The organism is Corynebacterium sp. (assembly GCF_030532195.1).
Classification (GTDB): domain Bacteria; phylum Actinomycetota; class Actinomycetes; order Mycobacteriales; family Mycobacteriaceae; genus Corynebacterium.
On sequence record NZ_JAUNLP010000001.1, the window covers coordinates 497,358 to 522,555 of the forward strand.

Genomic DNA, 25,198 nt, shown 5'->3' on the forward strand with positions numbered 1-25,198 from the left:
TTAATCCTCTTCGCGGGCAGTCGAGACGATTGTGCCCGAGCCCAATACGTAGTCGCCAGCAGCGTCAGTGTGGTACAAAACCGCGGCCTGACCAGGAGCAACGCCTCGCAGCGACTCATCCAACTGCACGCGGAACGCGCCACCGCGACCGGTGGTGTCATCGTCCGGTCCCGCCAGCACTTCGATGCGGCAGTCGATTGGGCGGCCATGTGCGCGCACCTGCACCTGCAGTTTGCCGGACTCAGAGGCGGCGAGCACGTCATCGGGGTCGGACAGCCAAATTGCGCGGTCAGCTTCCAACACGTTGACATTTAAGTCCGCGGCCGTGCCGATAGTTACCGTGCCGGTCTCAGCATCGATGCCCGTTACGTAGCGTGGCTTGCCGTCTGGCATGGGGCCAGCCAGGCCAATTCCCTTGCGCTGACCAATGGTGAAACCGTAGACGCCATCATGCTCAGCAACGGTGTCACCAGTTTCCTTATCCACAATGGTGCCCGGGCGACGGCCAATCTTGGCACCGAGGAATGCCTTGGTGTTGCCATCTGGGATAAAGCAGATGTCGTAGGAGTCCGGCTTGTTGGCGGTGCCGAGCCCCATCCCGCGAGCTTCTTCACGAATCTCCGGCTTTTCCGTGTCCCCAACCGGGAACATCGAGCGCTGCAGCTGCTCCCGGTCGAGCACGCCCAGTACATAGGACTGGTCCTTCTTCGCGTCACGGCCACGGCGCAGCAGGCCGTCGTCGCCAAGCAACGCGTAGTGGCCTGTGACCACAGCGTCGAAACCGAGCGCCACGCCGCGCTCTAGCAGTGCTGCGAACTTGATGCGTTCATTGCAGCGCAGGCACGGATTCGGGGTCTCGCCGCGCTCGTAGGAGTCATAGAAGTCATCCATGACTTCTTCCTTAAAGCGCTCGGAGAAATCCCAGACATAGAAAGGAATGCCCAGCTCATCACAGACGCGACGGGCATCGCCGGAGTCCTCTAACGAACAGCAGCCGCGGGATCCGGCGCGAACGGACTGCGGATCTTTCGACAGCGCCAAGTGCACGCCGACGACCTCGTGACCTGCGGCCAATGCCCGCGCCGCCGCCACGGATGAATCCACACCACCGCTCATTGCTGCTAGAACTCGCATGTGCGTTGTCCCTTTCCCACCTAGATTTTGTGCACGTGTCACCATACCACCACGAGTCAAAAACTAAGCCATGCCCGCACTTCGCGCCCGCGCCACCGTATCCGGTAGTGCTGCAATCACAGCATCGACATCAGCCTGTGTGGAGGTCTGCCCCAGCGTAAAACGAATCGATGACCGCGCGTCCGGCTCAGAGACTCCCATCGCGAGCAGCACGTGCGAGGGGCGATTGACACCTGCACTACAGGCCGATCCGGTGGAGCAATCAATACCTGCAGCATCAAAAAGCATAATCAGACTGTCTGCTTCCGCGCCGGGGAAACTGGCGTAGACATGCCCCGGCAAAGCGGGATCGTTGGTATGAATGACGGCCCCGTCAATCTTCGCAATTGCCGCCATGAGCTGCTGCGTCAGATTGCGAATCCGCTCGGTGTCCGCCGACATCGCATCCACGGCCGCACGCAATCCTGACGCCATGCCCGCTGCCGATGCCACGTCCTGCGTGCCAGAGCGCAGTCCGCGTTCCTGCCCGCCGCCGTTGTTATGCGGGGTAAGTTTCGCTTCACGACGAACAAGCAGCGCCCCAATCCCTCGGGGACCGCCGAACTTATGTGCGGAAATGGCCATGGTAGTAGCGCCGCTTGCGTGAAAATCAATCGGCAGATGCCCGGCCACCTGTACAGCATCGATATGAAACGGCACATGAGCATCCTTTGCCAGCGCGGCAATCTCCGCTACCGGCTGAATGGCGCCGGTTTCATTGTTCGCCCACATACACGTCACCAGCGCTGTGTTCTGCCTACTAATCTCCGGGAACTTGGCCATATCCACGCGGCCATCGCGCCCGACTGGCGCTTCGACGATCTTTGCCCAGTGCTCCTTTTCCAGGTGCTGACAGGACTTCAGCACAGCATCGTGTTCAATGGGCGGGACGACAATCTCCGATCCGGATGCCTTGAAATAGAGACCGGAAATAGCTAAGTTATCGGCCTCTGTGCCACCGGAGGTGAACACTACCTCGATGGGGTCGGCACCCAGCAGCCGGGCAATTTCCTCACGGGATTCCTCCAGCACTCGCTTGGCGGCGCGTGCCGTGGCGTACTGCCCCGAGGGATTGGACAGCCCCAAATTTTCAATCAGCGCCTCCCGCGCCTCAGAACGCATGGGGGTGGTTGCGGCGTGATCCATAAAATGCCGGGCTGCGGTGTTCTTAGCGGCCGCGTTCTTATCCGAGCGCGACATGGTGGTTTCGGTGGCGACTGAAGAGATGTCCTGTGACATGGCCTTCGATTCTAACAAAGCTGTTCAATGGCAAAGCGGGCCAGAACTTCTCACTCACATCATCGATTTCAATAACGATGTGTAAGCGAAGTTCTGACCCGCTTGTCAGATGCAGCTCACGGCTGGCAAACGTCTGACAACGAAGTTGTGCCTAGCCTGAGTGCATTTGGGCTTTCCAAGAATTACTTCTTGAGTTCCTCGATTGCCTGCGGAACGACGTCGAACAGGTCGCCGACGACACCGAAGTCTGCAATCTCGAACAGTGGAGCCTCTTCGTCCTTGTTGACAACAACAATGGTCTTGGAGGTCTGCATACCAGCCTTGTGCTGGATAGCGCCGGAAATACCCAGTGCGAGGTAGAGATCCGGGGAAACGGTCTTACCGGTCTGGCCGACCTGGAACTGACCTGGGTAGTAGCCAGCGTCGACAGCGGCACGGGAAGCACCAACTGCAGCGCCCAGAACGTCAGCCATCGGCTCGACAACATTCTTGAAGCCATCCTCGGAGGCAACACCGCGGCCACCGGAAACAACCAGCTTGGCCTCGGTCAGCTCCGGACGGTCGCCACCCTCAGACGGAGCGAAGGAAACAATCTCAACAGCGTTGTTACCAATCTCCGGGAATGCAATCTCAGTGACATCTGCGGAACCGGACTTCTCCTCCGGGTCAACAGAACCCGGGCGCAGAGCGTAAACCGGGGATGCGCCGTAGCCGACACCGTCAACGGTGTACTCGCCACCGAAGATGGAGTACTTCACGGAGCGGTCATCGTTGATAGCAACCACGTCGGAAAGCAGACCGGAACCAGTCAGTGCTGCGACGCGACCAGCAATTTCCTTGCCCGTTGCGGAAGCGGACACCAGCACCGGAACCTCACGCTCGGATGCCAGGCCAACCAGTACGTCAACCTCAGGGGTGATCAGGTACTTTGCAGCGTCATCCGACTCGGCAGCGAGAATCTCGCCAGCGCCGTAGGAAGCCAGGGTATCTGCGAAACCAGCAGCGGTGCCCGGGGTACCCACGACAACTGCTGCCGGGGTGCCGAATGCGGATGCTGCGGTCAGCAGCTCAGCGGTGTTGTTCTTCAGCTCGCCGTTTGCGTGCTCGACGAGAACGAGGACGTCGGTCATAGTGATCTTTCTCCTACTTGTATCTCTATTAGTCTTCTATTCGCGTCAAACGACTTAGATGAACTTCTGGGCCTTGAGGTACTCAGCCAGCTTCACGCCGCCATCACCCTCATCGGTAACACGCTCACCAGCGGTCTTCTCCGGCTTCGGAGTAACGCCAGTGACGCCGGTAGCAGCGTTTTCAAGACCGACCTGCTCTGCCTCAGCGGCAACGTCATCCAGAGTCAACTCAGTAACCGGCTTCTTCTTAGCGGCCATGATGCCCTTGAAGGATGCGAAGCGCGGGCTGTTTGCCTTCTCAGTGACGGAGACAACTGCCGGCAGGGAAGCCTTGAGCTGGTAGACGCCGTCTTCAACCTCGCGCTCACCGGTGATGGAGTCACCGTCGATAGCGACAGAGCGCAGGTGTGTCAGAACCGGCAGGTCGCGGTAAACACCAAGGATTGCCGGGACGGAACCGGTGCCACCGTCAGTGGAAGCGTTACCGGTGATGATGAGATCAACGTCATCCAAAGTGTCAATGACGTTGGACAGTGCCCAAGCAGTCTGAACAGCGTCGGAGCCCTCGAGAGCCTCGTCCGAGAGAATGACTGCGTCGTCAGCGCCCATGGACAGAGCCTTGCGCAGTGCCTCGATGGCACGATCCGGGCCGACAGTAGCGACGGTGACGTTACCGCCGTGCTCTTCCTTCAGCTGAAGAGCAGCCTCAACGGCATTCTCATTAATTTCGTCGAGAACTGCGTCCGCAGCCTCGCGATCGAGGACAAACTTGTCGTCAGTGAGCTTGCGCTCAGACCAGGTGTCCGGAACCTGCTTGACCAGAACCACGATGTTCGGCATTTTTCTGTCGTCCTTACTAGTTGATTACTGGTGAACGTTTATCTGACCCGTCTTCGCGAGCTACTTCACTACTTAGTGAACCAGGCCACGCTTTAGGTCGTCTGTGTTGAAGATAACAGAACCTATCGGCGTTGCGAAGGTGATCCAGATAACAATGTCGTTATTTTTTTAAATTTTTTCCGAGCCGCTATAGCAGCGCCTCGAGTGCTAACAACATTTCTGCACGTCATCATACGCAAATGTGAGCGCGACAACAGGGGCCGCGGCCAGATTCGCCATCAGCAAACACTGATCCCCAAGCGGCTACCCCCACCGATTTTTCGTCGTAAAGCGACGGCTATCCCACTTCACGCGCCTTACAAATAAACGCCGTCGCACTGCGGCCGATGCGTGTGACAACAACCGCCAGCGCGTTGGCACCCTTTAATTTCCACTGTTTGCGCAGCACATCCGGATTCACGTCGACCCCGCGCACCAGGATTTCCGCCGAACCGCAATCCAGCGCCGCCAGCGCCTTGCGAACCTGCTTCAGCCCCACCTGCTCGATGACCTCAAAACCGGCGACCCCCTCCGGCAGCGTGTCCCCGCTGACGTGCGCAATCCGCTCATCGAGCTGCCACAGCCCATGCGTCGCCGCAAAATGCCGCACCAGCCCGGCGCGCACCACTGCCCCATCCGGATCAATAATGTAGCGGCCGGCAGCGCGCACATCGACATCGTCAGGCATGGTGTCGTCGTATGTTGTCACGCGCGCCGCCGAAAGGCTCAGAGAATCGTGCTTATCGACGTGCTCGATAACCGTCGCCGACCGTGTCACCTGCTGCCTACCATTTACTCCAGCCAGTCCCGGCGTATACAAACACGCCTCTTTAACGGATCCATCCACTGAGGTCAGAGCCACTTCCCCACTCCAGTCGCTGAAGTCGAGACCTGGGGCGCATTTAATTGCCAGCTCGCGATTCGGCCATGCCTCAATCAGCTTCGATAACGGGGGCAGCAAATCCTCTGGGTTGGTGATGCGACGCCCACCTGCGCGGCGAGCGGGATCTGCGACGATAACGGGTGCGTCGAATGCCGGTACCAGTGCATCGGCCTGGGCAAAAATGGCCTTGCCCACGTTGTGGCGGGCCATAGCCAGTCTGGCCGGATCGATGTCAGAGCCGACAACACCCACGCCTTCGCTGTCAAGTGCCGCGACTTCGGTGCCGATTGAACACGTCACGTCGGCAACTGCCTCGGCACCGTACTCAGCCAGGCGCTTGGCACGCGCAGCAGCAACGACAAAGGGTGTGGCCTGTTGCGCCGCTTCTGATGAGAAAATCCAGGCAGCGGGAAGCTTTCCCGCCGCCGACCGTCTCGCTGCTGCGACTTCGATGATTGCTCGGCCAAAATCTCCGCAGAGCGCGCGCATCTTCTCTGAATCGGCGATGAGCGACTTCTTTGTCAGCGCCAATTCGTCGGCTTCCTGCACCCACTCGGGGTGCTCTGCGATGGCCGCTACCTCCGCCACAGACAGAGACACGCGCTACTCCTCTTTCACTGTTTCTATTAATGGTCTTTTACGTTCTTACGCAGATGCCCCATGTGCGTGGCAACAGCGAAGTACTCATCCATGAATGGATCTTCGAAAAAGTCGCTGCTGGTACGGCGCACAGGAGTCTCGTCGGCCATGGTGAGCGCCTCGGCTACGGTGCTTACGCCATCGAGACGCATGAGCTGTGCCCATGTCGGCGGCATCAGCCCCAGCAGGTCTCGGCGCCAGCCATCGAGAATCGTTGCTGGCCGGAACCAGCCCACCGACGATGCCTCGGTGGTGTCCCCGTCGGGATCCTGGCCTTCCGGAAGTGCCGCAAGGAAGAAATATGTGTCATAGCGAATCGGGTTGGACTCAGGTGTCACCCAATTTGCCCAGGGGCTGACCAGTTGCTCATCCAGCGCCAGTTTTTCATTGCTCAAAAATTCAGTCAGGGACAGCTCGTGAGCTTCCAACTGACGACGCTGGCGGTGGAACCGGTGACCGTCGCTGACAATATCCCCCTTGGCATCGCGCACCAGCAGCGTGCCCGATTCCTCGAAGGTCTCTCGCACCGCTGCACACGTCAATGCATGGGCACGCGCACGGTCAACATCGAATGCAGCGGCAATGCGTGATGCAGCGGCCAGGCCCGGTGTGTTCTCGGCCGGGAAATCCCGTCTATCCACGCCACCGCCGGGAAAGACTGTCATATTTGGCGCAAAGCGCATCGACGAGACGCGCTCCTGCACATAGACCTCAAGTCCGCGGTCACCATCACGCAGCAACAGCACTGTCGCGGCCAGTCGTGGTTCTACAGGTGGAGTGTGAGTAGTCATGGCTATGAACGCTTCCGGTGCTTGCCGGCAATGCGTGCCCGGCGCGCAAAGTAGCGACCATCAATGCGGTCAACCACGATTTCCTGGTGGAAGGCCTTCGTCAGATTTTCGCCGGTCAGGACGTCGTCGATAAGCCCCTGTGCGATGACGTTGCCCTCATCCAACAACATTGCGTGCGTGAACCCGTAGGGAATTTCCTCTGGGTGGTGGGTAATCATCACCATCGCCGGCGCGTCTGGGTCGAGTGCGAGCTCTCCTAAATAACCAACCAGGTCCTCGCGGCCGCCGAGGTCGAGGCCGGCACCCGGTTCGTCGAGAAGCAGCAGCTCTGGGTTGACCATCATGGCGCGTGCGATGAGAACGCGCTTGCGCTCACCTTCACTGAGTGTTCCCCAGGTGCGATCGGCGAGATGCTCTGCCCCCATGCGCTCAAGGATTTCGGCGAGTTGTTCGAAGTCCATTTCCTCATAGGTCTCACGCCATCGCCCCAACACGGAGTACCCCGCGGAGATGACAAGGTCCGCGACCTTTTCATCGTTGGGAATGCGGTGCGCAATTGATGATGACGTCAGGCCAATCATCGTGCGCAAATCACGCATATCGGTGCGACCAATCTGTTCCCCCATAACGCGCGCCACCCCTGAAGACGGGAACTCCTCAGCCGCGGCGATACGCATCAGCGATGTTTTGCCTGCGCCATTTGGGCCCATGATGACCCAGCGCTCGTCGAGTTCTACTTGCCAATCCACCGGCCCGACCAGCGTACGGCCGCCGCGGACGAGATTTACTCCGCGAAAGTCGATTAGCAGATCTTCGTTAAAGTCTTCTTCCAATTCAGCCACACATCTATGGTGCCCTAACTTTGCCCGAATGTGCGCTTGGACATTCTCAACTATTCTCGGTAGAGAGCAAATCGAGTTCACTCGAGATGCCTTTTACTTCGACTTTCACCACAGCTCGCCAAGAATTTAGGAGAACGTCTTTTATGACTGGTCGAATCGGTATTGACGATATTCGCCCTCAAATCAACGGTGGTGCAACTCCATCGAAGGCCGTAGTGGGTGAAGTCGTTCCAACTTTCGCCGTCATCTGGCGCGAAGGCCACGACGCAATGAACGCAACGCTCAACGTCAAGGGCCCGAAGGAATCGGCTTTTGCCGCCCGCTCCCAGCGCATCCCAATGCACTTTTCTGACCATGATCCAAATCAGGTCAACGCCACCTTCGTCCCCGACGTTCCGGGTCTGTGGACTATCCGTATCGATGCATGGTCGGACCCTATGGCAACCTGGCGCAACGCCATTACGAAGAAGTACGAAGCCGGCCAGTCCGAAGAAGAACTCTCCAACGACCTGGAAATCGGTGCCGCACTGTTCGACCGCGCCGCCACCAGCGCCGCCGCTGTTCACCGCAATCACCTGCGCTCTATCGCCGCAGGTCTGCGCGGGGAGGGCGATCTTCGAGCACGCATCGCTGCCGCGCTTTCCGACGAAACCAGGGCCATTCTGCAGGCGCACCCGGTGCGTGACCTCCTCACCCGCGGCAAGACCCGCAAGGTCAAGGTTGACCGCCGTGAGGCTCTTTACTCCTCTTGGTACGAGTTCTTCCCACGTTCTAACGGTGGCTTTGGCGAAAATGGCGAGCTCCTCCACGGCACTTTCAAGACCGCTGTCGCACAGCTCGAACGCGCACAGCGCATGGGCTTCGACACCGTCTACCTACCGCCAATCCACCCGATTGGTGAGGTCAATCGAAAGGGCCGTAACAACACGCTGACTCCGGAACCGGGCGATGTCGGATCTCCCTGGGCTATCGGCTCTGCCGAAGGTGGCCACGACGCAATCCACCCGAGCCTCGGTGATGAGCAGGACTTCAAGGAGTTCATCAAGGAAGCTAAGAACCGCGACTTGGAGGTCGCCATTGACTTGGCATTGCAGTGCGCTCCGGATCACCCATGGGCTGCGGCTCATCCTGAGTGGTTCACTGTTCTGCCGGACGGCACGATTGCCTACGCGGAGAATCCGCCGAAGAAGTACCAGGACATCTATCCGCTGAACTTCGACAATGATGCCAAGGGCCTCTATGCAGAGGTTCTGCGCGTGGTGAAGTTCTGGATCAAGCGCGGCATCAAGGTCTTCCGTGTGGATAACCCACACACCAAGCCGGGCAACTTCTGGGAATGGCTCATTGAGACCGTGCATGAGACCAATCCTGAAGTCATCTTCCTGGCTGAGGCCTTCACCGCACCGGCTCGCCTCTACGGCCTGGCCAAGGCGGGCTTCACGCAGTCCTACATCTACTTCCCGTGGAAGACCACGAAGGAAGAGCTGACCGAGTTCGGTGAGGAGATTGTCCGCCACGCGGACATCGCCCGCCCAGCGCTGTGGACCAATACCCCGGACATCCTGCACGAGTTCCTGGTCAAGGGCGGCCGTGGCGCATTCGCTATCCGCGCAGCCCTGGCTGCCACCATGTCGCCGCTGTGGGGCATGTACTCCGGTTTCGAGCTATTTGAGAATGTACCGGTCAAGGAGGGCTCTGAGGAGTACCTTGACAGCGAGAAGTACCAGCTGCGCCACCGCGACTACGACCAGGCGCTTGCCACGGGCAATTCGCTGGAGCCGTTCATCGCAACGCTGAACAAGCTCCGCCGCGAGCACCCAGCACTGCAGCAGTTGCGTAACCTGCACTTCCACGACATCGACAATGACAACCTCATCGCCTACTCCAAGCTGGATCCGGTCACGGGCGATGCCATCCTGGTGGTCATCAACCTCGATCCGTGGAACGCTCAGGAGGGCACTCTTCACATCGACATGGACCGCATCGGTCACCGCAACCATGACCGCATGGATGTCACTGACCTCATCACCGGCAACCAGTTCAACTGGGGCAAGGACAACTACGTCCGCCTGGCTCCATGGGAAAACGTCGCGCACATCATCAAGCTGCCGGTCATCGATGAAAACCTCCGCAATAAGCTGGCCTGGCGCGAGGTACCAGACTACGAGGGCTAGTTTCGGGGTTAGCTAGCCGCTGCACCCGCCACGGGACGCAAGATTCGTCGTTAAGCTGACGGGTGATTTTCAGCAAATCTTCTACCCTGCCTAACTTCTTTACATCCACCTACCTAGAACGCTTTGGAAGGATCTTCCATGGGAGTCCACACCGATCCCCGCCTCGCAATCGACTCCGGCGATATGGATCGACTGCGCTACTGCACTCACTACGACCCGCACAGTATCTACGGCGCTCACGTCGTCGATGGTGACACGGTCATTCGCACCAGGGTTTTCGGTGCGAAGACAGTCACCGTCGTAAGTACGCGCGGTGAGTTTGAGGCGGAAGATCTGGGCGATAGCTTCTTTGCAGCACTCGTCCCCGGCGGCGATGACTTCGACTACCGCCTGCGCATTGAGTGGGAATCCGGAGACACCGTAGAGCGTGCCGACGGCTACCGTTTCCTGCCCACTATTCAGCCGGGTGACCTCCACCTGATTGGTGAGGGGCGTCATGAGGAGCTGTGGAAGGTTCTCGGTGCGCACACCGTTTCCTATGAGACCGAGATGGGCGTAGTCGACGGCACGTCCTTTACTGTCTGGGCTCCGAACGCGCAGGGTGTCGCTGTTGTCGGTGACTTCTGCATGTGGAACGGCGCTCAGTACCCAATGCGTTCGATGGGTGGCTCCGGCATTTGGGAGCTGTTCCTGCCGGGTGTGGGTGTTGGTGATATTTACAAATTCGCAATCACCACGCCGGAGGGGCACCGCCGCGATAAGGCTGACCCGATGGCGCGTGCGGCGGAGCTGCCGCCGGCTACTGGCTCTGTGGTCACTGAATCCGAGTACACCTGGGGTGACCAGGAGTGGATGGAAAAGCGTGCTCAAACCAACTGGGATGATGAGCCGGTTTCGATCTACGAGGTGCACCTGGGCTCCTGGAAGCAGGGGCTGACCTATGAGGTCATGGCTGAAAAGCTGGTGCGCTATGTCGTGGACATGGGCTACACCCACGTAGAGTTCATGCCGGTTTCCGAGCACCCATTCTCCGGGTCCTGGGGTTACCAGGTCTCTGGCTACTACGCGCCGACCAGTCGCTTCGGCACCCCGGATCAGTTCCGTGGTCTGGTTGAAGCATTCCACAAGGCCGGTATCGGTGTGATTATGGACTGGGTTCCGGGTCACTTCCCGAAGGACGAGTTCGCGCTAGCCCGGTTTGACGGCACCGCCTGCTATGAGCACCCGGACTGGCGCCGTGGTGAGCAGCGCGACTGGGGTACCTACGTCTTCGATTTCGGCCGCAATGAGGTCCGTAACTTCCTCTACGCCAACGCTCTGTACTGGGCAGAGGAGTTCCACATCGACGGTCTGCGTGTGGATGCCGTCGCCTCCATGCTGTACCTGGACTACTCACGCAACGAGGGCGAATGGCTGCCGAACCAGTACGGTGGCCGCGAAAACCTCGATGCGGTGCAGTTCCTGCAGGAGTTCAACGCAACAGTTCATAAGCACCACCCAGGCTTCCTGACTGTCGCCGAGGAGTCCACCTCCTGGCCGGGCGTTACCGCTTCGACCGAAAATGGTGGCTTGGGTTTCTCCATGAAGTGGAACATGGGGTGGATGAACGACACCCTGGAGTACTTCAGCAAGGAGCCGATTTACCGCTCCTACCACCACCATGAGCTGACCTTCGCCATGGTCTACGCCTACTCCGAGAAGTTCATCCTGCCAATCAGCCACGATGAGGTCGTCCACGGCAAGGGCTCCCTGTGGGAGCGCATGCCGGGCGGCGACTGGGATAAGGCCGCCGGTCTGCGTACCTTCCTGTCCTTCATGTGGGCGCACCCGGGCAAGCAGCTGCTCTTCCAGGGCCAGGACCTCGGCCAGAATCATGAATGGAACCATGACGAGTCCGTCGCCTGGGACAACCTCGAGGGTTGGGCCGGCGAGTTCCACCGCGGTATTCAGCTGCTGGTCAAGGACATCAACGGCCTGTACAAAGAGAATCCGGCATTCTTTACGCAGGACAACAACCCAGACGGCTTCCAGTGGATTAACGCTGATGACTCGGCTAACAACGTGGTCTCCTTTGTCCGCTACGGCACCGATGGTTCGGTGATTGCGTGTGTTTACAACCTGTCCGGTACCACGCAGGAGGTCTACAAGATTGGCCTTCCTCGCGGCGGCCAGTGGGAAGAGATTCTCAACACCAACGCCAGGCGGTACGAGGGCTCCGGCTACGGAGAAAACGGCACTGTCACCGCTGAGGAGTTCGGCTGGAACGGCCAGGCACACTCGGTTGACCTGGTTTTGCCAGCTCACACTGCAATCTGGTTGAAGTGGCAGGGATAACCCAACCCGTTCGGTGACCAGCTCAGCCCCAGTTTCACATTGGCAGCCCCGCCCCTACCCCGCCCACATAAACAACGCCCTAGGCCCGGAACGGGTTGAACCAATCCGGCTCGAGTGACTCATCAAAGTTCGCCGAGCCGGAGTCATCGAAGTCGCCGCTACCGAGACGATCTGCAATTCCGTCCCCATCCTCATCGGCACTCCAGACCGCAGCCTGCTTGGGCGTCACGGGCTTGCCGTCTTTACCGAGACGGTTGTAATCCGGCAACAGCGGGGCAATTTGAGCACCGAGCTGGCCGAGCAGGGCGTCGGTAAGCTCGTTGAGCGCAACGTCAAAGCGCGTCGTAATGCCGTATGCGATAGGGCCTGCGCCCGTGTAGATGATTCCGTGATCGTTGACGCCCTCTTCGGTGTCGCCGGTCTTTTGCACTGCTGCACCGACGTTCATGACGAACTTCTGCGAACCGCCATACGTCAGATAGGTCAGCGCCGTTTCTGCCGTTTCCTGGTCTAGGAACTTGTGCTTTGCGGTACCGTCCGCGACTTCCTGAATGCGCGCCATAAACAGCGCGGCCTGCGAAGGGGTAAACCAGGAGCGATCGCCACTGGGATTGGGAATGTTGAACTTATTGCCCATGTGGTAGCGGGACTCGTCCACACCGGCTTCCTTAATGGTCTTGTTGACGGCATCGAATCCGCCGACGGCATCAATAAGCCCATTGGCAGCGGTGTTGTCCGAGTAGCGCATGACATAGGACAACAGGGTGTCAATCGTGTACTCGCCAACGCTCAGCACGCTTCCGCCAACGGCGTCATCCCAGTCAACAGTGACGGTCTTATCCAACTGATCGCCAAACTTCTTCAGCGCTGTCACAACCAACGGCGCCTTAATGGTCGACGCGGAGTACTCCGTCTTGTCCTTGCCTACCGACGCCGTGAGCCCCTTATACGGGCCATCGATTACCCGCAGGTACACACCGAGCTTGATGCCATAGTTTTCGGAGAAATTCTCTGCGGCCTGATCGAGAACCTGTTGAGCATCCGTCCACTCAATTTCTTCGGAGGTATCCCAGCCATTGTCAGGTTCTTTTGGCTGCTCTACCGCTTTTTCAGCCTTCGAAGCCGTGTCCTTAGCGGTATCTATCGTGCAACCCGCCAACAGAGTACTGAGAGAAAGTGCTGCGACGACCAAAGTCGATGTTTTGCGCTGGGCGCCAACTCGCAGTCGCATGCAATGCTCCTTGTTGGTGAGAAATTTCTAACGGCACCCAAAAGGTCTTGGGCCGTTAAATCTTTGGTGAGCCATTCGGTTTAACCAAATTCAGTTAAGAACGGTCTGAGACTTTACCACCGGTACATCTTCACCAGTAAAAGCGGTTGCACTAAGGCCTGTAATCTGTGCGAGAATAGGAGGGATATCGGCACATTAAAAAAGTGTCAATGAATGTGAGGTGCCATGGAAAAGAAGGTACATCGGTTGATGGACCGGATGCAGGCTCGTCACGCTCAGATGCGAAAGACATGGTATGGGCCTGTACTTTCCCCTGTTCTGGTCGTGGCAGGCTTTGCGCTCCTCATTTTCGGCATCATCATTTTGCCGACCCCAGCGCCGGGATGGCTGTGCATTTTTGTGGCACTGGGCATTTTGTCGCTAGTTCACCCGCCGACGCGCCACTTTAATATTTGGCTCGCGGCCAAACTGGATGCCTTCTACGAGTGGTATGGCAAACGTCATATAGCCACGAAGGCCACCCTATTCGTTCTGCTGTTGGCATTCATGGCCACGTGCATGGGCAGTGCGTACTACTTCATTGCGCCGGAGGACTGGCCGTACACCGATGCCTCCGGCTAGGCGCGCCACATTGGAGGCACCTTCCGCTTTCTAGTACAGAGCGCTTGCCATTCGACGGCGCGCATCCAGAGCAACTGGATCGGCGGTATCAAATAGCGAGAGCAGCTCTAGCAGGCGGGTCTTGACCTTTTCGCGGTCGTCACCAACTACCTGTGGCAGGAGCACCAACAAGCGGTCAAGTGCCTTCGCAGGGTCATCCACAAGCATAGTGACGTCAGCAGCGTCGAGCGCTAGCGTGACATCGGTCGGAGCGGCATCGGCCTTCGCAATCGGATCACTGGTGCGATCAATCTTGGCGGCACGCGCGAAGAACGCCACATTCGCGCGAGCGCGTTTGAGCCCCTGGTTTGCGGGCTCGGACTGCAGCATTGCCTCATACAGCAAGAGGGCTTCATCAAAGTTGCCTTCGGAAAGAAGGCCTTCCGCTTGCTCCAGCCGTGGATCATCAGTTGGCACCGGATTTCCGAAGAAATCAGTCGGCTCCGGCTGATCAGCACCCTCACCTGCCATGCGCGTACCCGCCGGCAGTCCCTTCAGGCGACCACGAGTTGCCTCCATAACCTGAGCAATCCACTGATCCAGCCATTCGCGAGTCTTCTCGCCGACAAACATGCCAATCGGGCTGCCCATAGCCACGGCAGTCACGGTTGGCAGAGCCTGCACACCGAATGCGCGCGCCAACTGTGGGGACGCATCAGCATCGACCCACGCCAAAATCCAATGCAGCCCCGCTGCCCGCGCCACCTGTTCCATCTCAGAGCGCAATCGCAGCGAATCGGCAGCACCGGCGGCTCCGATGAGCACAATCACCGGAACCTGCTCCGAGCGCAAAATGACTTCGGCCTCCAGGTTAGCGGGGGTAATTTCTACGACCGGCGGCAAGCCGTCGCCCTGATCCCCGCTGGCCCGCTGGATTTCTTCGCGGCGCTGCCGCTCGGCCTCGGCCCGCTGAGCGAGCTGCTCCAAATCAACCGTGCCCGGAGGCGGCGGCGGAGTTGAGCATTCACGGTGGCCATCATGGCTGTGGGAATGGCCATGGGAGTGCGAATGGCCGTGCGAGTGACCATGTCCAGCTGGCATTATTTGGGTCCTCTCTCAAGTCGTCGTCAAGCGCCTTAAAAGCCTACGCTAGTCGGCCTCATTCAAGACGTCTTCCACCGCGTCGACCTTTGCGCGCAACTGCCCGGTGTACCCATTGCGGATGTCCGCCTTAATCACCAGCGACGTGCGCGGACTGACGCGCGTCACGGCCTCGGTGGCACGCTTAATGACGTCCATGACCTCATCCCACTCGCCTTCCACGAGCGTGAACATTGCGTTGGTCTCATTGGGCAGTCCCGATTCGCGGACTACCCGAACGGCTTCGGCGACGGCCTCGGCCATTCCCTGGTCAGGATCGGAGAAAGTGGGGGCAACAGAAAACGCGACAATCATGGCGCCGATGATAGCGGGTATTCTTGGAATCATGAGTGAGTCACAGATTCCAGTTCCCCATAAGTACGTAGTCGCCGTCGATCACGTCGGCGTCGCAGTTCCGGATTTTGATGCGGCTGTCGAGTGGTACCGCGCAAATCTCGGCTTTATCAATTACCACGATGAGGTCAACGAAGAGCAGGGCGTCCACGAGGCAATGCTCGGCCCGGCTGACAAGGTCGAGGGCGGCACTCTGGTTCAGATTCTCGCACCGCTGAATGAGCAGTCCACCATTGCAAAGTACCTGGATAAGAAGGGCCCGGGTATCCAGCAGTACGCAGTTCGCGTCACTGATCTGGAGGCCCTGATGGCTCATCTGAAGGAGCAGGGCACCCGCGTGCTCTACCCGGAACCGAAGATCGGCACCGCGGGTTCGCGCATCAACTTCATCCACCCGAAGGATGCAGGTGGCGTGCTGCTGGAGCTCGTTGAGCCGGCTAAGTAAATTTATGCACTACGCCGTCTGATTGCTTTTCGACGGCGCCATGCCCCAGAGCCCATCGCTTCCCATCGCGTATCGGTCGCTATTCCCTTATCCCCAGCGCCGAGTGATGGTGCGGTGGGCTCTGTTGCGCCAGCAGTTGGTGTGCCAGTGGCGACGGTCATCGGCACCCGCCCCATAGTGCTGCGGCCAGGCGACAATATGAGAGGTCCCCGGCATAATTTCCTGATCACAGCCCGGGCAGCGGTAGACCTTGGTGGACTGTCCGGCACTGATGTTGCGCACTGAGAAGTCCACGTCCTGCCAACCGGCCGGACCGGACTCAGTTCGAGTGGACTGGAAGGTGGAGCCGAAGGCCGGCAGTGAACTGTTCCCGCCACGCCTGCGGCTATTCTTGCCGCCCCTGCCCTGTCCGTTACCGCGACGCTTGTGATTTCTGCGAGGCATAACTAGAACAACCGCAATTCGTTGGATTCCAGACCGCGCAGGGCATCATAATCGACGGTCACACAGCGAATACCACGATCTTCCGCGAGTGTCTTGGCCTGCGGCTTGATTTCCTGGGCGGCAAAGATACCTGTCACCGGTGCGAGCAGCTCATCGCGGTTGAGCATATCCAGATAGCGAGTCAGCTGCTCCACACCGTCGATTCCGCCGCGACGTTTGACCTCGACGGCAACAGTCGCGCCGTTTTCATCACGCCCAAGCAGATCGACCGGACCAATTGCCGTCGGGTATTCGCGACGAATCAGGGTATAGCCCTCACCGAAGGTGGAAAACTGATCTGCGAGCAGCTCCTGCAGGTGTGCTTCCACACCGTCCTTTTCAAGTCCCGGGTCTTCCCCGAGCTCATAGGTGCTATCAGCAAGCACCTTGGCGATGGTAATACGCAGCTGCTCACGCTTCTTATTCTCTACGACCCAAAGCATCTCGCCGGTGTCCTCTCCGGACTCGTCGAGAATCTCCTTTTCCGTCAGCGTGCACGGAGGAGTCATCCAGTTCAGTGGCTTATATGCACGGTCATCGGCGTGTACGGACACCGAACCATCCGCCTTGACCAACAGCAGGCGTGGGGCAAGCGGCAAGTGGGCATTCAGGCGACCGACGTAGTCGACGGTGCATTCGGCAATGACTAGGCGCATTCCCCTACCCTAACGTGCGCCCGGTCAAGGCAAAAACTTAGAACCCGTTTCCCTCTACTTTTGCCGCTACTTTTGCGCCCGACGTCCGCGGTCAGCCACGTGACGGAACCGGCGCTCAATATTGGTCGGAAGTTCTCGGGTCTGGCGTGACGACGGCTTCGATTCCACCCACGCCACAAGCGCGGTATCCGCAGATGAGTCCAGAGCCAGTTCCCACTGCCCATTTTTTGCCGAGTCAATGCGCACTACCCTTAAACCGGGTTGAAAAAAGCCCGCTTCGACGTCAGTGGGATCTCGACGATCGAGAATCTTGACATCGTTACGGGCAAACTCAGCATCACGACCGGGCCGCAGCGAACGTAGCTTATACAGCTTTAGGCAGGACTCGGTGTAAACCATGACACCATGACGCCAATGAGCGCCGTCAGCGGCCGGAATCGGTCGGGCAATCATCGGCGTCCCCTTGGCATGCAGGCTTGCGAAACGCCACAGAGCAAGAGCTCCGCCAATAATCAAAATCGCACCGATGATCATAAACACGATAGACATCAGGGTTACGCTCGAAAACACAGCCTGCCAGCCTCGCAATCCGGGGAATAGATGACGAACCTTGGGTCAAAAGCGCAGTAGAGGCTTTTTACAAATCTTACCCGATTGTTGCAAAGGTATGAAAAAAGTATAAGAAAAACGAGACGGCGAACCTCCCAAGAATCATCTTGGAAAACTCACCGCCTCGTCTTATAGAAGCAGGAAGAATACGGTCGTGCGACCGGATGTTCAGGCCACTAGGTTACTTCGAAGTTGCGCGACGAGCCGCGCGGACCTCCGACTCACCCTGTGCCTTTACTTCAGGGTCATCCGAAGCAAGCTTGGACTCGGCGTCGGAAAGATCAACCTCGTCAGCCCACATTGCCCTGTCCGCGAGGATAGAAATCTTCGAGGACGACACGGAAATGAACCCACCCTGGACCGAAGCGACGAGGGTTTCGCCGTCAGCGGTCTTGATGGTCACCGCACCGTTGTTGACCAGCTGGCCAAGCAACGGCTGGTGTCCGGGCAGCACGCCGATCTCACCCTCAGTGGTCTGGGCAGAGACCAGGGTGGCCTTGCCCTTCCAGAGCGGACGCTCAACAGCGACCAGTTCAGTGGTGATTTCAGCCATGAGGATGCCCCTTACTTCTTCTGCATTTCAGCGTACTTCTTCTCGACATCGTCGAGGCCACCCAGGCCGTCGAAGGCCATTTCTGGGTAGTTGTCGAAGTCGCCCTTGCAGATGCGGTCGAAGGCTTCGATGGTGTCCTTCAGCGGGACGTACGAACCAGGCAGACCCGTGAACTTCTGTGCAACGAAGAAGTTCTGACCCAAGAATCGCTGGATACGACGTGCACGCTGCACGGTCACCTTGTCCTCCTCGGACAGCTCGTCCATACCGAGGATGGCGATGATGTCCTGGAGTTCCTTGTTCTTCTGCAGGATGTTAATAACCTGCTGAGCAACGCGGTAGTGCTCCTCACCGACGATCGACGGCTCGAGAATACGAGAGGTCGAGGTCAGCGGGTTCACTGCCGGGTAAATACCCTTCGAAGCAATCGAGCGGTCGAGCTCGGTGGTTGCGTCGAGGTGGGCGAAGGTCGTTGCCGGGGCCGGGTCGGTGTAGTCGTCGGCAGGAACGTAAACGGCCTGCAGAGAGGTAATCGAACGGCCCTTGGTGGAGGTAATGCGCTCCTGCAGAACACCCATCTCGTCAGCCAGGGTCGGCTGGTAACCCACGGCGGAAGGCATACGACCCAGCAGGGTCGAGACCTCAGAACCGGCCTGGGTGAAACGGAAGATGTTGTCAATGAAGAGCAGCACGTCCTGGTGCTGAACGTCACGGAAGTACTCAGCCATGGTCAGGCCGGACAGCGCGACGCGCATACGGACTCCCGGAGGCTCATCCATCTGGCCGAAGACCAGGGCGGTGTCCTGGAGAACGCCCATCTCTTCCATTTCCAGGAAGAGGTCGGTGCCCTCACGGGTACGCTCACCAACACCGGCGAAGACCGAAGTACCGGAGAACTCTCGTGCAATACGAGTAATCATCTCCTGAATAAGGACGGTCTTACCGACACCTGCACCACCGAACAGACCAATCTTGCCGCCCTTTACGTACGGGGTCAGCAGGTCGATGACCTTAATACCGGTTTCCAGAATCTCGGTCTTACCCTCGAGCTGGTCGAAAGCCGGCGGCTCGCGGTGGATGCCCCACTGCTCGCCATCGCGACCCAGACCCGGCTCATCCAGGCAGTCGCCCATTGCGTTAAAGACGTGACCCTTGACGATGTCACCAACCGGAACCGAAATCGGCTTACCGGTGTCCTTGACCTCGGAACCGCGGACAAGGCCGTCGGTCGGGGCCATAGCAATGGTACGAACCATGTTGTCACCGAGGTGCTGAGCAGTCTCGAGGACGATGGTCTTTGCGACCGAAGGAAGAGTAACTTCCACGGTCAGCGCGTTGTAAAGTGCCGGCAGTTCGTTACGCGGGAACTCCACGTCGACGACGGCACCGATGACACGCACAACACGGCCCACAGCCGTGGTGGTGTTCTGCTCATTTAGAGCTGTGCTCATATCTAGTCACTTTCTCCGCTGTCGTCGAGCGCACCGGCGCCACCGACGATTTCTGTGATTTCCTGGGTAATCTGTGCCTGACGTGCCTGGTTTGCAACACGCGAGAGGTCCTTGACCAGCTCGGTAGCGTTGTCCGTCGCAGACTTCATAGCGTTACGACGGGCAGCGGACTCAGAGGCAGCGGCCTCGAGCATCACTGCAAACAGGGTGCGAGACACGTACTGCGGCAGGAGCTCTGCCAACAGGGTGTCGGGATCAGGCTCGAACTCGTAGTCCGCGGTGAGCTCATCCGATCCGTCGGAAAGCATGTCCTCACCTTGTGCGATCTCGACGTCCTCGTACACAGGCTCGATTGGGAGCATCTGGTGTGCACGCGGGGTCTGAGAAAGCATGGAAACGAATTCCGTGTAGACAACGTGTACCTGGTCGAAGCCCTGAATGGGCTCGCCCTCGGCAACACGCAGGCCTTCGCGGTACTTCGCGGTGCTATCCGACGTTGCGGTGAAGCCATCGATGAGGTGGCGACGCACGTCGTGCGTTGCGGCGTAGTCCGGGTCCTGAGAGAAGCCCTCCCACGTACCGGCGAGCTCGACACCACGGAAGTCGTAGTACTCGATACCCTTGCGGCCAGTTACGTAGAGAACGACCTCATGGCCCTTTTCCTCCAGGGCGGTCCGCAGCTCTGCGGCCTTAGTGAGGACATTGTGGTTGTAGCCGCCACACATGCCACGGTCACTGGTGACAACCAGGACTGCGACACGCTGGGCACCCTCACGCTGAACCAGCATTGGGTGATCCAGCGACGAAGCCGATGCGAGACGTCCGATGACCTTCTCGATTTCGTCGGCGTACGGCTGGGAGTCTGCCACGCGACGCTGCGCCTTAGTAATGCGCGAGGTAGCGATAAGCTCCTGGGCCTTGGTGATCTTCTTGGTCGAGTTCACCGACTTGATGCGAGCTCGAAGTTCACGAAGATTCGCCATGTCCTATTCCCTCCCTTCTTTTGCGAAAACGGTCATTGAGTAGCTCAACCTGCCTAATTCTTGGCAGTCTTGCGGGAGACCGTAATCTGCTGCTTCTTCAGCTCGTCGGCGTTCAGTGCGTCGACCGGAGCCTCGGAAGCCAGCGGGGCACCCTCGGAGGTCTGGAAAGACTTCTTGAAGTTAGCAGTTGCGGACTTCAGAGCAGCCTTGGACTCGTCGGAGAACGGGACGCCGCCAGCGATCTGTTCAAAGACCGGCTTCTGGGTGTCCTGCAGGTGCTCCAACAACTCAGCCTCGAAGCGACGGACATCCTCAACCGGGACATCGTCGAACTCGCCCTCGCCTGCGAGGAAGATGGAGGTCATCTGGTACTCGACCGGCTGCGGGTGGTTTTCCTTCTGCTTCAGCAGCTCAACCAGACGCTGACCGCGCTCGAGCTGACGCTTGGAAGCGTCATCCAGGTCGGAAGCGAACATTGCGAATGCTTCCAGGTCGCGGTAAGCAGCGAGGTCAAGACGCAGGTTACCGGAAACCTTCTTCATACCCTTGGTCTGAGCGGCACCACCAACACGGGAGACCGAGACACCGACGTTAATAGCCGGGCGGACACCCTGGTTGAACAGATCAGACTCGAGGAAGACCTGGCCGTCAGTAATGGAAATGACGTTGGTCGGAATGAAGGCCGACACGTCGTTTGCCTTGGTTTCGATGATCGGCAGTGCGGTCAGCGAGCCAGCACCCATGTCGTCGGAGAGCTTTGCAGCACGCTCCAGCAGACGGGAGTGCAGGTAGAAGACGTCACCCGGGTAAGCTTCGCGTCCCGGTGGGCGACGCAGCAGCAGCGAGATGGCACGGTATGCCTCTGCCTGCTTGGTCAAGTCATCGTAGATAACCAAGACGTGCTTGCCCTGGTACATCCAGTGCTGTCCCAGTGCGGCGCCTGCGAATGGTGCAAGCCACTTAAAGCCTGCGGCATCCGACGCCGGGGCAGCGACGATGGTGGTGTACTCAAGTGCGCCCTGCTCCTCGAGGGTCTGGCGCACACCAGCGATGGTCGAGCCCTTCTGACCAACGGCAACGTAGATGCATCGCACCTGCTTGTCCGGGTCGCCGGACTCCCAGTTAGCCTTCTGGTTCAAGATGGTGTCCAGGCAGACCGCGGTCTTACCGGTCTTACGGTCACCAATGATCAGCTGACGCTGACCACGACCAATTGGGGTCATAGCGTCGATGGCCTTAATACCAGTAGCCATCGGCTCTTCAACTGGCTGACGCTGCAGCACGGAAGGTGCCTGCAGCTCGAGGACGCGGTCCTCTTCAGCCTCAATGTCGCCCAGGCCGTCAATAGGCTGGCCCAGGGGGTTGATAACGCGACCGAGGAAGTTATCCCCGACCGGAATTGAAAGGACGTCACCCGTCCGCTTTACCTCGTCACCCTCTTTAAGCGACTCGAAGTTACCCAGGACCACGACGCCGACCTTGTCGGTGTCAAGGTTCTGTGCGACGCCAATGACGCCGCCTGGGAACTCAAGAAGCTCATTCGTCATGACCGACGGCATTCCCGAAACCTGGGCGATACCATCAGCTGCACTGATAACAACGCCAACCTCCTCGCGGGAGGCCTCCGGGGAGTAGCTCGAGGTGTAGTTCGCAATCGCGCTACGGATCTCGTCGGAGGAGATCGTCAGCTCCGCCATGTTCTTCCTGCTCTCGGTAATATTCTTCCAGTGATTAATCGTCTAAACCATCCGTCAGCCGAGGCCGACGCGCAGCTTCTCAAGCTTCGTTGAAAGGCTACCGTCGATGACCTCGTCGCCAACCCGGATGACCAGTCCACCAATAATCGACTTATCGATAACGGTGTGGATGGACATCGCCTTGCCGTAGACTCGGCCGAGCTTGTCCGCCAGTGCGCGCTCTTGCTCGTCAGAGAGGGCGGTGACACTGGTCACGCGAGCGACGACGTGGTTCCGCAGGCCGGCGGCTAGCCGGGACAGGGAGTCAATGTCGTCCGCGGGGCGCTTGGATGGGCGTCCAACAGCCTGCAGTGCCAGGGTCTCAGTCACCGAGGTGACCTTGCCGTACAGCACAGAGGCCAGGAGCCCACGCTTGGCTTCGGGGGTTGCGGCCTTGTCGGCCAGCAGCTGTTCAAGCTGCGACTGCTCAGCCAGGATATGTCCTAGTTGGAACAGTTCGGACTCAACGGTCTCGAGCTGTCCCTGGCCTTCGGCGGAGCGAAGAAGGGCACGACGACCCAGCTCCACCAGTCCCTCGCGCAGTTCACGCGGGGTGGACCATACCTGCGCGGCAGCATCCACGACGATGTTAAGTGTCGTCTCAGATACCTTGCCCGCGAACAGGCTCCGGACAAGGCCGGAACGCTGTTCCGCAGTCGCCGAAGGGTCGGCGACAGCGACACGCAGGCCGCGGTCGGAGTCCAGGACCTCGACGATGTCGAAAAGCTCGGAACCAGTCTGAGCAGCCTGAGCGACTGAAATCTGGTCGCCGCCGACGGCGGCATCCAGGCGCTTGCTCAGTGCTGCCAGGGATTCGCGGCTTGCTGCGTGCATGTCGCCTACTTTCCGGCCGGAGCCACGGTGTCAAGGTTGGACAGGAAATTATCAATCGTCGAGGAGGTACGAACCTCATCGGACAGCTGCTCGCCCAGGAGGCGCTCAGCCAGATTGATGGAATTCTGGCCCATTTCCTTGCGCAGCTCTGCGACTACCTGCTCACGCTGGGCAGCAAGCTGCTTTTCACCGGACTCGATGATTCGTGCGCTCTCGTCGTTGGCCTTGGTCGTAGCGTCTGCAATGATGCGCTGACCCTGTGCACGGGCTTCGTCGCGAATCTTTGCTGCTTCAGTGCGGGCCTCAGCGAGCTGACTGTTGTACTTTTCCAGAGCGGCCTTTGCCTCGGCCTGTGCAGCCTCAGCGCGTTCAATGCCGCCCTCAATCCGGTCCTCCCGCTCGGTCAGGACCTCCTGGAACTTCGGAAGAACGAGCTTCCAGAAGAGAACCAGGATAACTACCAGCGGGACAAGAGACCAGACGATGTCATATGTCTTTGGCAGCAGCGGGTTGATGGACTCTCCCATTGGGAGGCCCTCCGCTGCCAGCAAAAAGGTGAAATCTGTCATGGTTTAATGTTCTCCGCTTGAGGTCCGGACTTAGAAAACGAAGCCTGCGACCAGGCCGATCAGGGCGAGGGCCTCAGTGAAGGCGATACCCAGGAACATGGTGGTACGCAGCTGGCCGGCCATCTCTGGCTGGCGTGCCATACCCTCAACGGTCTTGCCGGCGACGATGCCGATGCCGAGGCCCGGGCCCAGGGTGGACAGACCGTAACCGATGGTCTTCAGGCCGGAGTTGGTGTCGACAGCCTGGACAGCGTCCTGGGCGGAGAGGATGACGTCGTTCATTATGAACCGTTCCCTTTCTTAAAGGATGACCCCGGAGAAATCAGTTGCTATTTAGGTAAAACCGGGGTTTATGGGTCAAGTGGGTCTTGCTATTAAATTGACGAGGCCTTATTGCCGAAGTGTGCGGCCTCTTTATTGTGGGCTAGTGCTCGTCTGCGTGTAGCGACAGTTCGATGTATACGGCGCTCAGCAGGGCGAAGATGTACGCCTGCAGGAAAATCACCAGCAGCTCGAACAGCGTGAATGCTACAGCAGCAATGAGGGTCAACCCGGACAGGGCGGTCCAACCATTCAGCTGCCAGAAGAAGAAGTTCGTGGCACCGAACAGCAGGACTAGAACCATGTGGCCCGCCAGCATGTTGGCCATCAGACGGATGGTCAGCGTAACTGGACGGAGAACGAAGGTGGAGAGAATCTCGATAGGCACCACGATGATGTGGAGCGCCGGTGGCAAGTTCGGAATCACTACGGTCGACTTCACGTACTTGAAGAAGCCCATCTTCTTCGAGCCCGCGTAGATGAAGGCAATGTAAGCGAACAGCGCCAGAACCAGCGGCATACCGATTCGGGCGTTTGGCGAAATATTGAGGCCAGGAATAACGGCCGCAATATTCATCGAGATAACAAGGAAGAAGATGGTGGTCAGAACCGGAAGGAAACGACGCCCCTCCTTCTTACCCAGAATCTCCTCCGCGATGTGGATGCGGACGAAGTCCAGCATCAACTCCGCAACGTTCTGCATACCAGTCGGCACGAGCTTCGGACGACGCATTGCGACGACGAAGAACACGGCGACGATAACGGCCATCAAAAGGCGAACGACCATCAGACGGTCCATGGCGAACCAGTCGCCAGCACCTCCGAAGATGAAGTCACCAAATTGTTCACCCGGGAAATACTCCTCCTGCAAGTTGGGTGAGTGGAACTCACCCCGCATCTCGGCAAGTGTTGTAACGCTCAGCGTTCTCTCCCGTGATTGGGCCGCTAGAACTATTGTCAAGCGGTGCGAAGGACGTCATTTAACGTGTCGCGCCGCGGATTCCATTCGCTCATCAGCACGGCGCTCACGGGGACCGTACCTGTGGAAACTCTGTTTAATCCCCTACAGGCCGTCTTACCCGAAACTCAGGATAACAGTTTCGACTCAAATTCCCCACCCGGTACACCCCCGCGAAACCGACCCCGAAA

General features: G+C 58.8%; 25 protein-coding genes. 4 read left to right on the forward strand and 21 right to left on the reverse strand.

The window, feature by feature from the left end; translation table 11 throughout:
- From mnmA to Q4E11_RS02245, 7 genes are all read right to left on the reverse strand, one after another.
- Positions 1 to 1,134, reverse strand: coding sequence for a tRNA 2-thiouridine(34) synthase MnmA (gene mnmA / locus Q4E11_RS02215; RefSeq protein WP_303163244.1), 1,134 nt, complete (start codon positions 1,132 to 1,134; stop codon positions 1 to 3).
- Between the two features lie 63 nt (positions 1,135 to 1,197).
- Positions 1,198 to 2,373, reverse strand: a complete 1,176-nt coding sequence (locus tag Q4E11_RS02220; protein WP_303163486.1) for a cysteine desulfurase family protein — start codon at positions 2,371 to 2,373, stop codon at positions 1,198 to 1,200.
- Positions 2,374 to 2,594: 221 nt separating this feature from the next.
- Positions 2,595 to 3,542, reverse strand: coding sequence for an electron transfer flavoprotein subunit alpha/FixB family protein (locus Q4E11_RS02225; RefSeq protein WP_303163246.1), 948 nt, complete (start codon positions 3,540 to 3,542; stop codon positions 2,595 to 2,597).
- Between the two features lie 54 nt (positions 3,543 to 3,596).
- On the reverse strand, positions 3,597 to 4,382 hold the full coding sequence (locus Q4E11_RS02230; RefSeq protein WP_303163248.1) for an electron transfer flavoprotein subunit beta/FixA family protein: 786 nt from the start codon (positions 4,380 to 4,382) through the stop codon (positions 3,597 to 3,599).
- 337 nt (positions 4,383 to 4,719) lie between these two features.
- The gene (locus Q4E11_RS02235; protein WP_303163249.1) at positions 4,720 to 5,904 is read right to left on the reverse strand and encodes an SAM-dependent methyltransferase; all 1,185 of its coding nucleotides are present in this window, start codon (positions 5,902 to 5,904) and stop codon (positions 4,720 to 4,722) included.
- A gap of 26 nt (positions 5,905 to 5,930) precedes the next feature.
- Positions 5,931 to 6,734 carry an NUDIX domain-containing protein gene (locus tag Q4E11_RS02240; RefSeq protein WP_303163251.1) on the reverse strand — a complete coding sequence of 268 codons (804 nt, stop codon included), beginning with the start codon at positions 6,732 to 6,734 and terminating at the stop codon, positions 5,931 to 5,933.
- A 2-nt stretch (positions 6,735 to 6,736) separates the two neighbouring features.
- Entirely contained in the window at positions 6,737 to 7,576 is an 840-nt protein-coding gene (locus Q4E11_RS02245) for an ABC transporter ATP-binding protein (RefSeq protein WP_303163253.1), read from the reverse strand.
- Positions 7,577 to 7,719: 143 nt separating this feature from the next.
- Between Q4E11_RS02245 and Q4E11_RS02250 the strand changes: the two genes are divergently transcribed.
- Both Q4E11_RS02250 and glgB read left to right on the forward strand, forming a co-directional pair.
- Positions 7,720 to 9,750, forward strand: coding sequence for a maltotransferase domain-containing protein (locus Q4E11_RS02250; RefSeq protein ID WP_303163254.1), 2,031 nt, complete (start codon positions 7,720 to 7,722; stop codon positions 9,748 to 9,750).
- A gap of 138 nt (positions 9,751 to 9,888) precedes the next feature.
- Positions 9,889 to 12,084: a 1,4-alpha-glucan branching protein GlgB gene (gene glgB / locus Q4E11_RS02255; RefSeq protein ID WP_303163255.1), complete on the forward strand. Its 2,196-nt coding sequence runs from the start codon at positions 9,889 to 9,891 to the stop codon at positions 12,082 to 12,084.
- A 79-nt stretch (positions 12,085 to 12,163) separates the two neighbouring features.
- On the opposite strand, the gene Q4E11_RS02260 is transcribed toward glgB, so the two are convergent.
- Positions 12,164 to 13,315: a serine hydrolase gene (locus tag Q4E11_RS02260; RefSeq protein ID WP_303163256.1), complete on the reverse strand. Its 1,152-nt coding sequence runs from the start codon at positions 13,313 to 13,315 to the stop codon at positions 12,164 to 12,166.
- A gap of 225 nt (positions 13,316 to 13,540) precedes the next feature.
- Here Q4E11_RS02260 and Q4E11_RS02265 point away from each other — a divergent pair, with 225 nt between their 5' ends.
- Positions 13,541 to 13,936 (forward strand): TIGR02611 family protein, encoded by a 396-nt coding sequence (locus Q4E11_RS02265; protein WP_303163258.1) that lies wholly within the window; start codon positions 13,541 to 13,543, stop codon positions 13,934 to 13,936.
- Between the two features lie 30 nt (positions 13,937 to 13,966).
- Here Q4E11_RS02265 and Q4E11_RS02270 read toward each other — a convergent pair whose 3' ends face one another.
- Together Q4E11_RS02270 and Q4E11_RS02275 are read right to left on the reverse strand one after the other, a co-directional pair.
- The gene (locus Q4E11_RS02270; protein WP_303163260.1) at positions 13,967 to 15,016 is read right to left on the reverse strand and encodes a co-chaperone YbbN; all 1,050 of its coding nucleotides are present in this window, start codon (positions 15,014 to 15,016) and stop codon (positions 13,967 to 13,969) included.
- 48 nt (positions 15,017 to 15,064) lie between these two features.
- A complete protein-coding gene (locus Q4E11_RS02275) occupies positions 15,065 to 15,370 on the reverse strand; it encodes a thiamine-binding protein (RefSeq protein ID WP_303163487.1) in 306 nt (101 codons plus the stop codon).
- 31 nt (positions 15,371 to 15,401) lie between these two features.
- On the opposite strand from Q4E11_RS02275, the gene mce reads away from it, so the two are divergent.
- Positions 15,402 to 15,854: a methylmalonyl-CoA epimerase gene (gene mce, locus Q4E11_RS02280; protein ID WP_303163262.1), complete on the forward strand. Its 453-nt coding sequence runs from the start codon at positions 15,402 to 15,404 to the stop codon at positions 15,852 to 15,854.
- A gap of 87 nt (positions 15,855 to 15,941) precedes the next feature.
- Here the strand turns inward: mce and Q4E11_RS02285 are convergent, their stop codons facing one another.
- The 11 genes from Q4E11_RS02285 to atpB form a co-directional block, all read right to left on the reverse strand.
- Positions 15,942 to 16,298, reverse strand: coding sequence for an ATP/GTP-binding protein (locus Q4E11_RS02285; RefSeq protein WP_303163264.1), 357 nt, complete (start codon positions 16,296 to 16,298; stop codon positions 15,942 to 15,944).
- A gap of 2 nt (positions 16,299 to 16,300) precedes the next feature.
- On the reverse strand, positions 16,301 to 16,993 hold the full coding sequence (gene nucS / locus Q4E11_RS02290) for an endonuclease NucS (RefSeq protein ID WP_303163266.1): 693 nt from the start codon (positions 16,991 to 16,993) through the stop codon (positions 16,301 to 16,303).
- Between the two features lie 66 nt (positions 16,994 to 17,059).
- Positions 17,060 to 17,542, reverse strand: coding sequence for a DUF2550 domain-containing protein (locus Q4E11_RS02295; RefSeq protein ID WP_303163267.1), 483 nt, complete (start codon positions 17,540 to 17,542; stop codon positions 17,060 to 17,062).
- A 241-nt stretch (positions 17,543 to 17,783) separates the two neighbouring features.
- Positions 17,784 to 18,155: a F0F1 ATP synthase subunit epsilon gene (locus Q4E11_RS02300; RefSeq protein ID WP_303163268.1), complete on the reverse strand. Its 372-nt coding sequence runs from the start codon at positions 18,153 to 18,155 to the stop codon at positions 17,784 to 17,786.
- 11 nt (positions 18,156 to 18,166) lie between these two features.
- Positions 18,167 to 19,606, reverse strand: a complete 1,440-nt coding sequence (atpD, locus tag Q4E11_RS02305; RefSeq protein WP_303163269.1) for a F0F1 ATP synthase subunit beta — start codon at positions 19,604 to 19,606, stop codon at positions 18,167 to 18,169.
- A 2-nt stretch (positions 19,607 to 19,608) separates the two neighbouring features.
- Positions 19,609 to 20,589 (reverse strand): F0F1 ATP synthase subunit gamma, encoded by a 981-nt coding sequence (locus tag Q4E11_RS02310; protein WP_303163272.1) that lies wholly within the window; start codon positions 20,587 to 20,589, stop codon positions 19,609 to 19,611.
- A gap of 53 nt (positions 20,590 to 20,642) precedes the next feature.
- On the reverse strand, positions 20,643 to 22,286 hold the full coding sequence (gene atpA / locus Q4E11_RS02315) for a F0F1 ATP synthase subunit alpha (protein ID WP_303163273.1): 1,644 nt from the start codon (positions 22,284 to 22,286) through the stop codon (positions 20,643 to 20,645).
- 54 nt (positions 22,287 to 22,340) lie between these two features.
- Entirely contained in the window at positions 22,341 to 23,159 is an 819-nt protein-coding gene (locus Q4E11_RS02320; RefSeq protein WP_303163274.1) for a F0F1 ATP synthase subunit delta, read from the reverse strand.
- Positions 23,160 to 23,164: 5 nt separating this feature from the next.
- A complete protein-coding gene (locus Q4E11_RS02325) occupies positions 23,165 to 23,728 on the reverse strand; it encodes a F0F1 ATP synthase subunit B (RefSeq protein WP_303163275.1) in 564 nt (187 codons plus the stop codon).
- A 30-nt stretch (positions 23,729 to 23,758) separates the two neighbouring features.
- Positions 23,759 to 24,010: an ATP synthase F0 subunit C gene (locus tag Q4E11_RS02330; RefSeq protein ID WP_070429331.1), complete on the reverse strand. Its 252-nt coding sequence runs from the start codon at positions 24,008 to 24,010 to the stop codon at positions 23,759 to 23,761.
- Positions 24,011 to 24,152: 142 nt separating this feature from the next.
- Positions 24,153 to 24,947, reverse strand: a complete 795-nt coding sequence (gene atpB / locus Q4E11_RS02335) for a F0F1 ATP synthase subunit A (protein ID WP_303163276.1) — start codon at positions 24,945 to 24,947, stop codon at positions 24,153 to 24,155.
- Positions 24,948 to 25,198 lie beyond the last annotated feature (251 nt).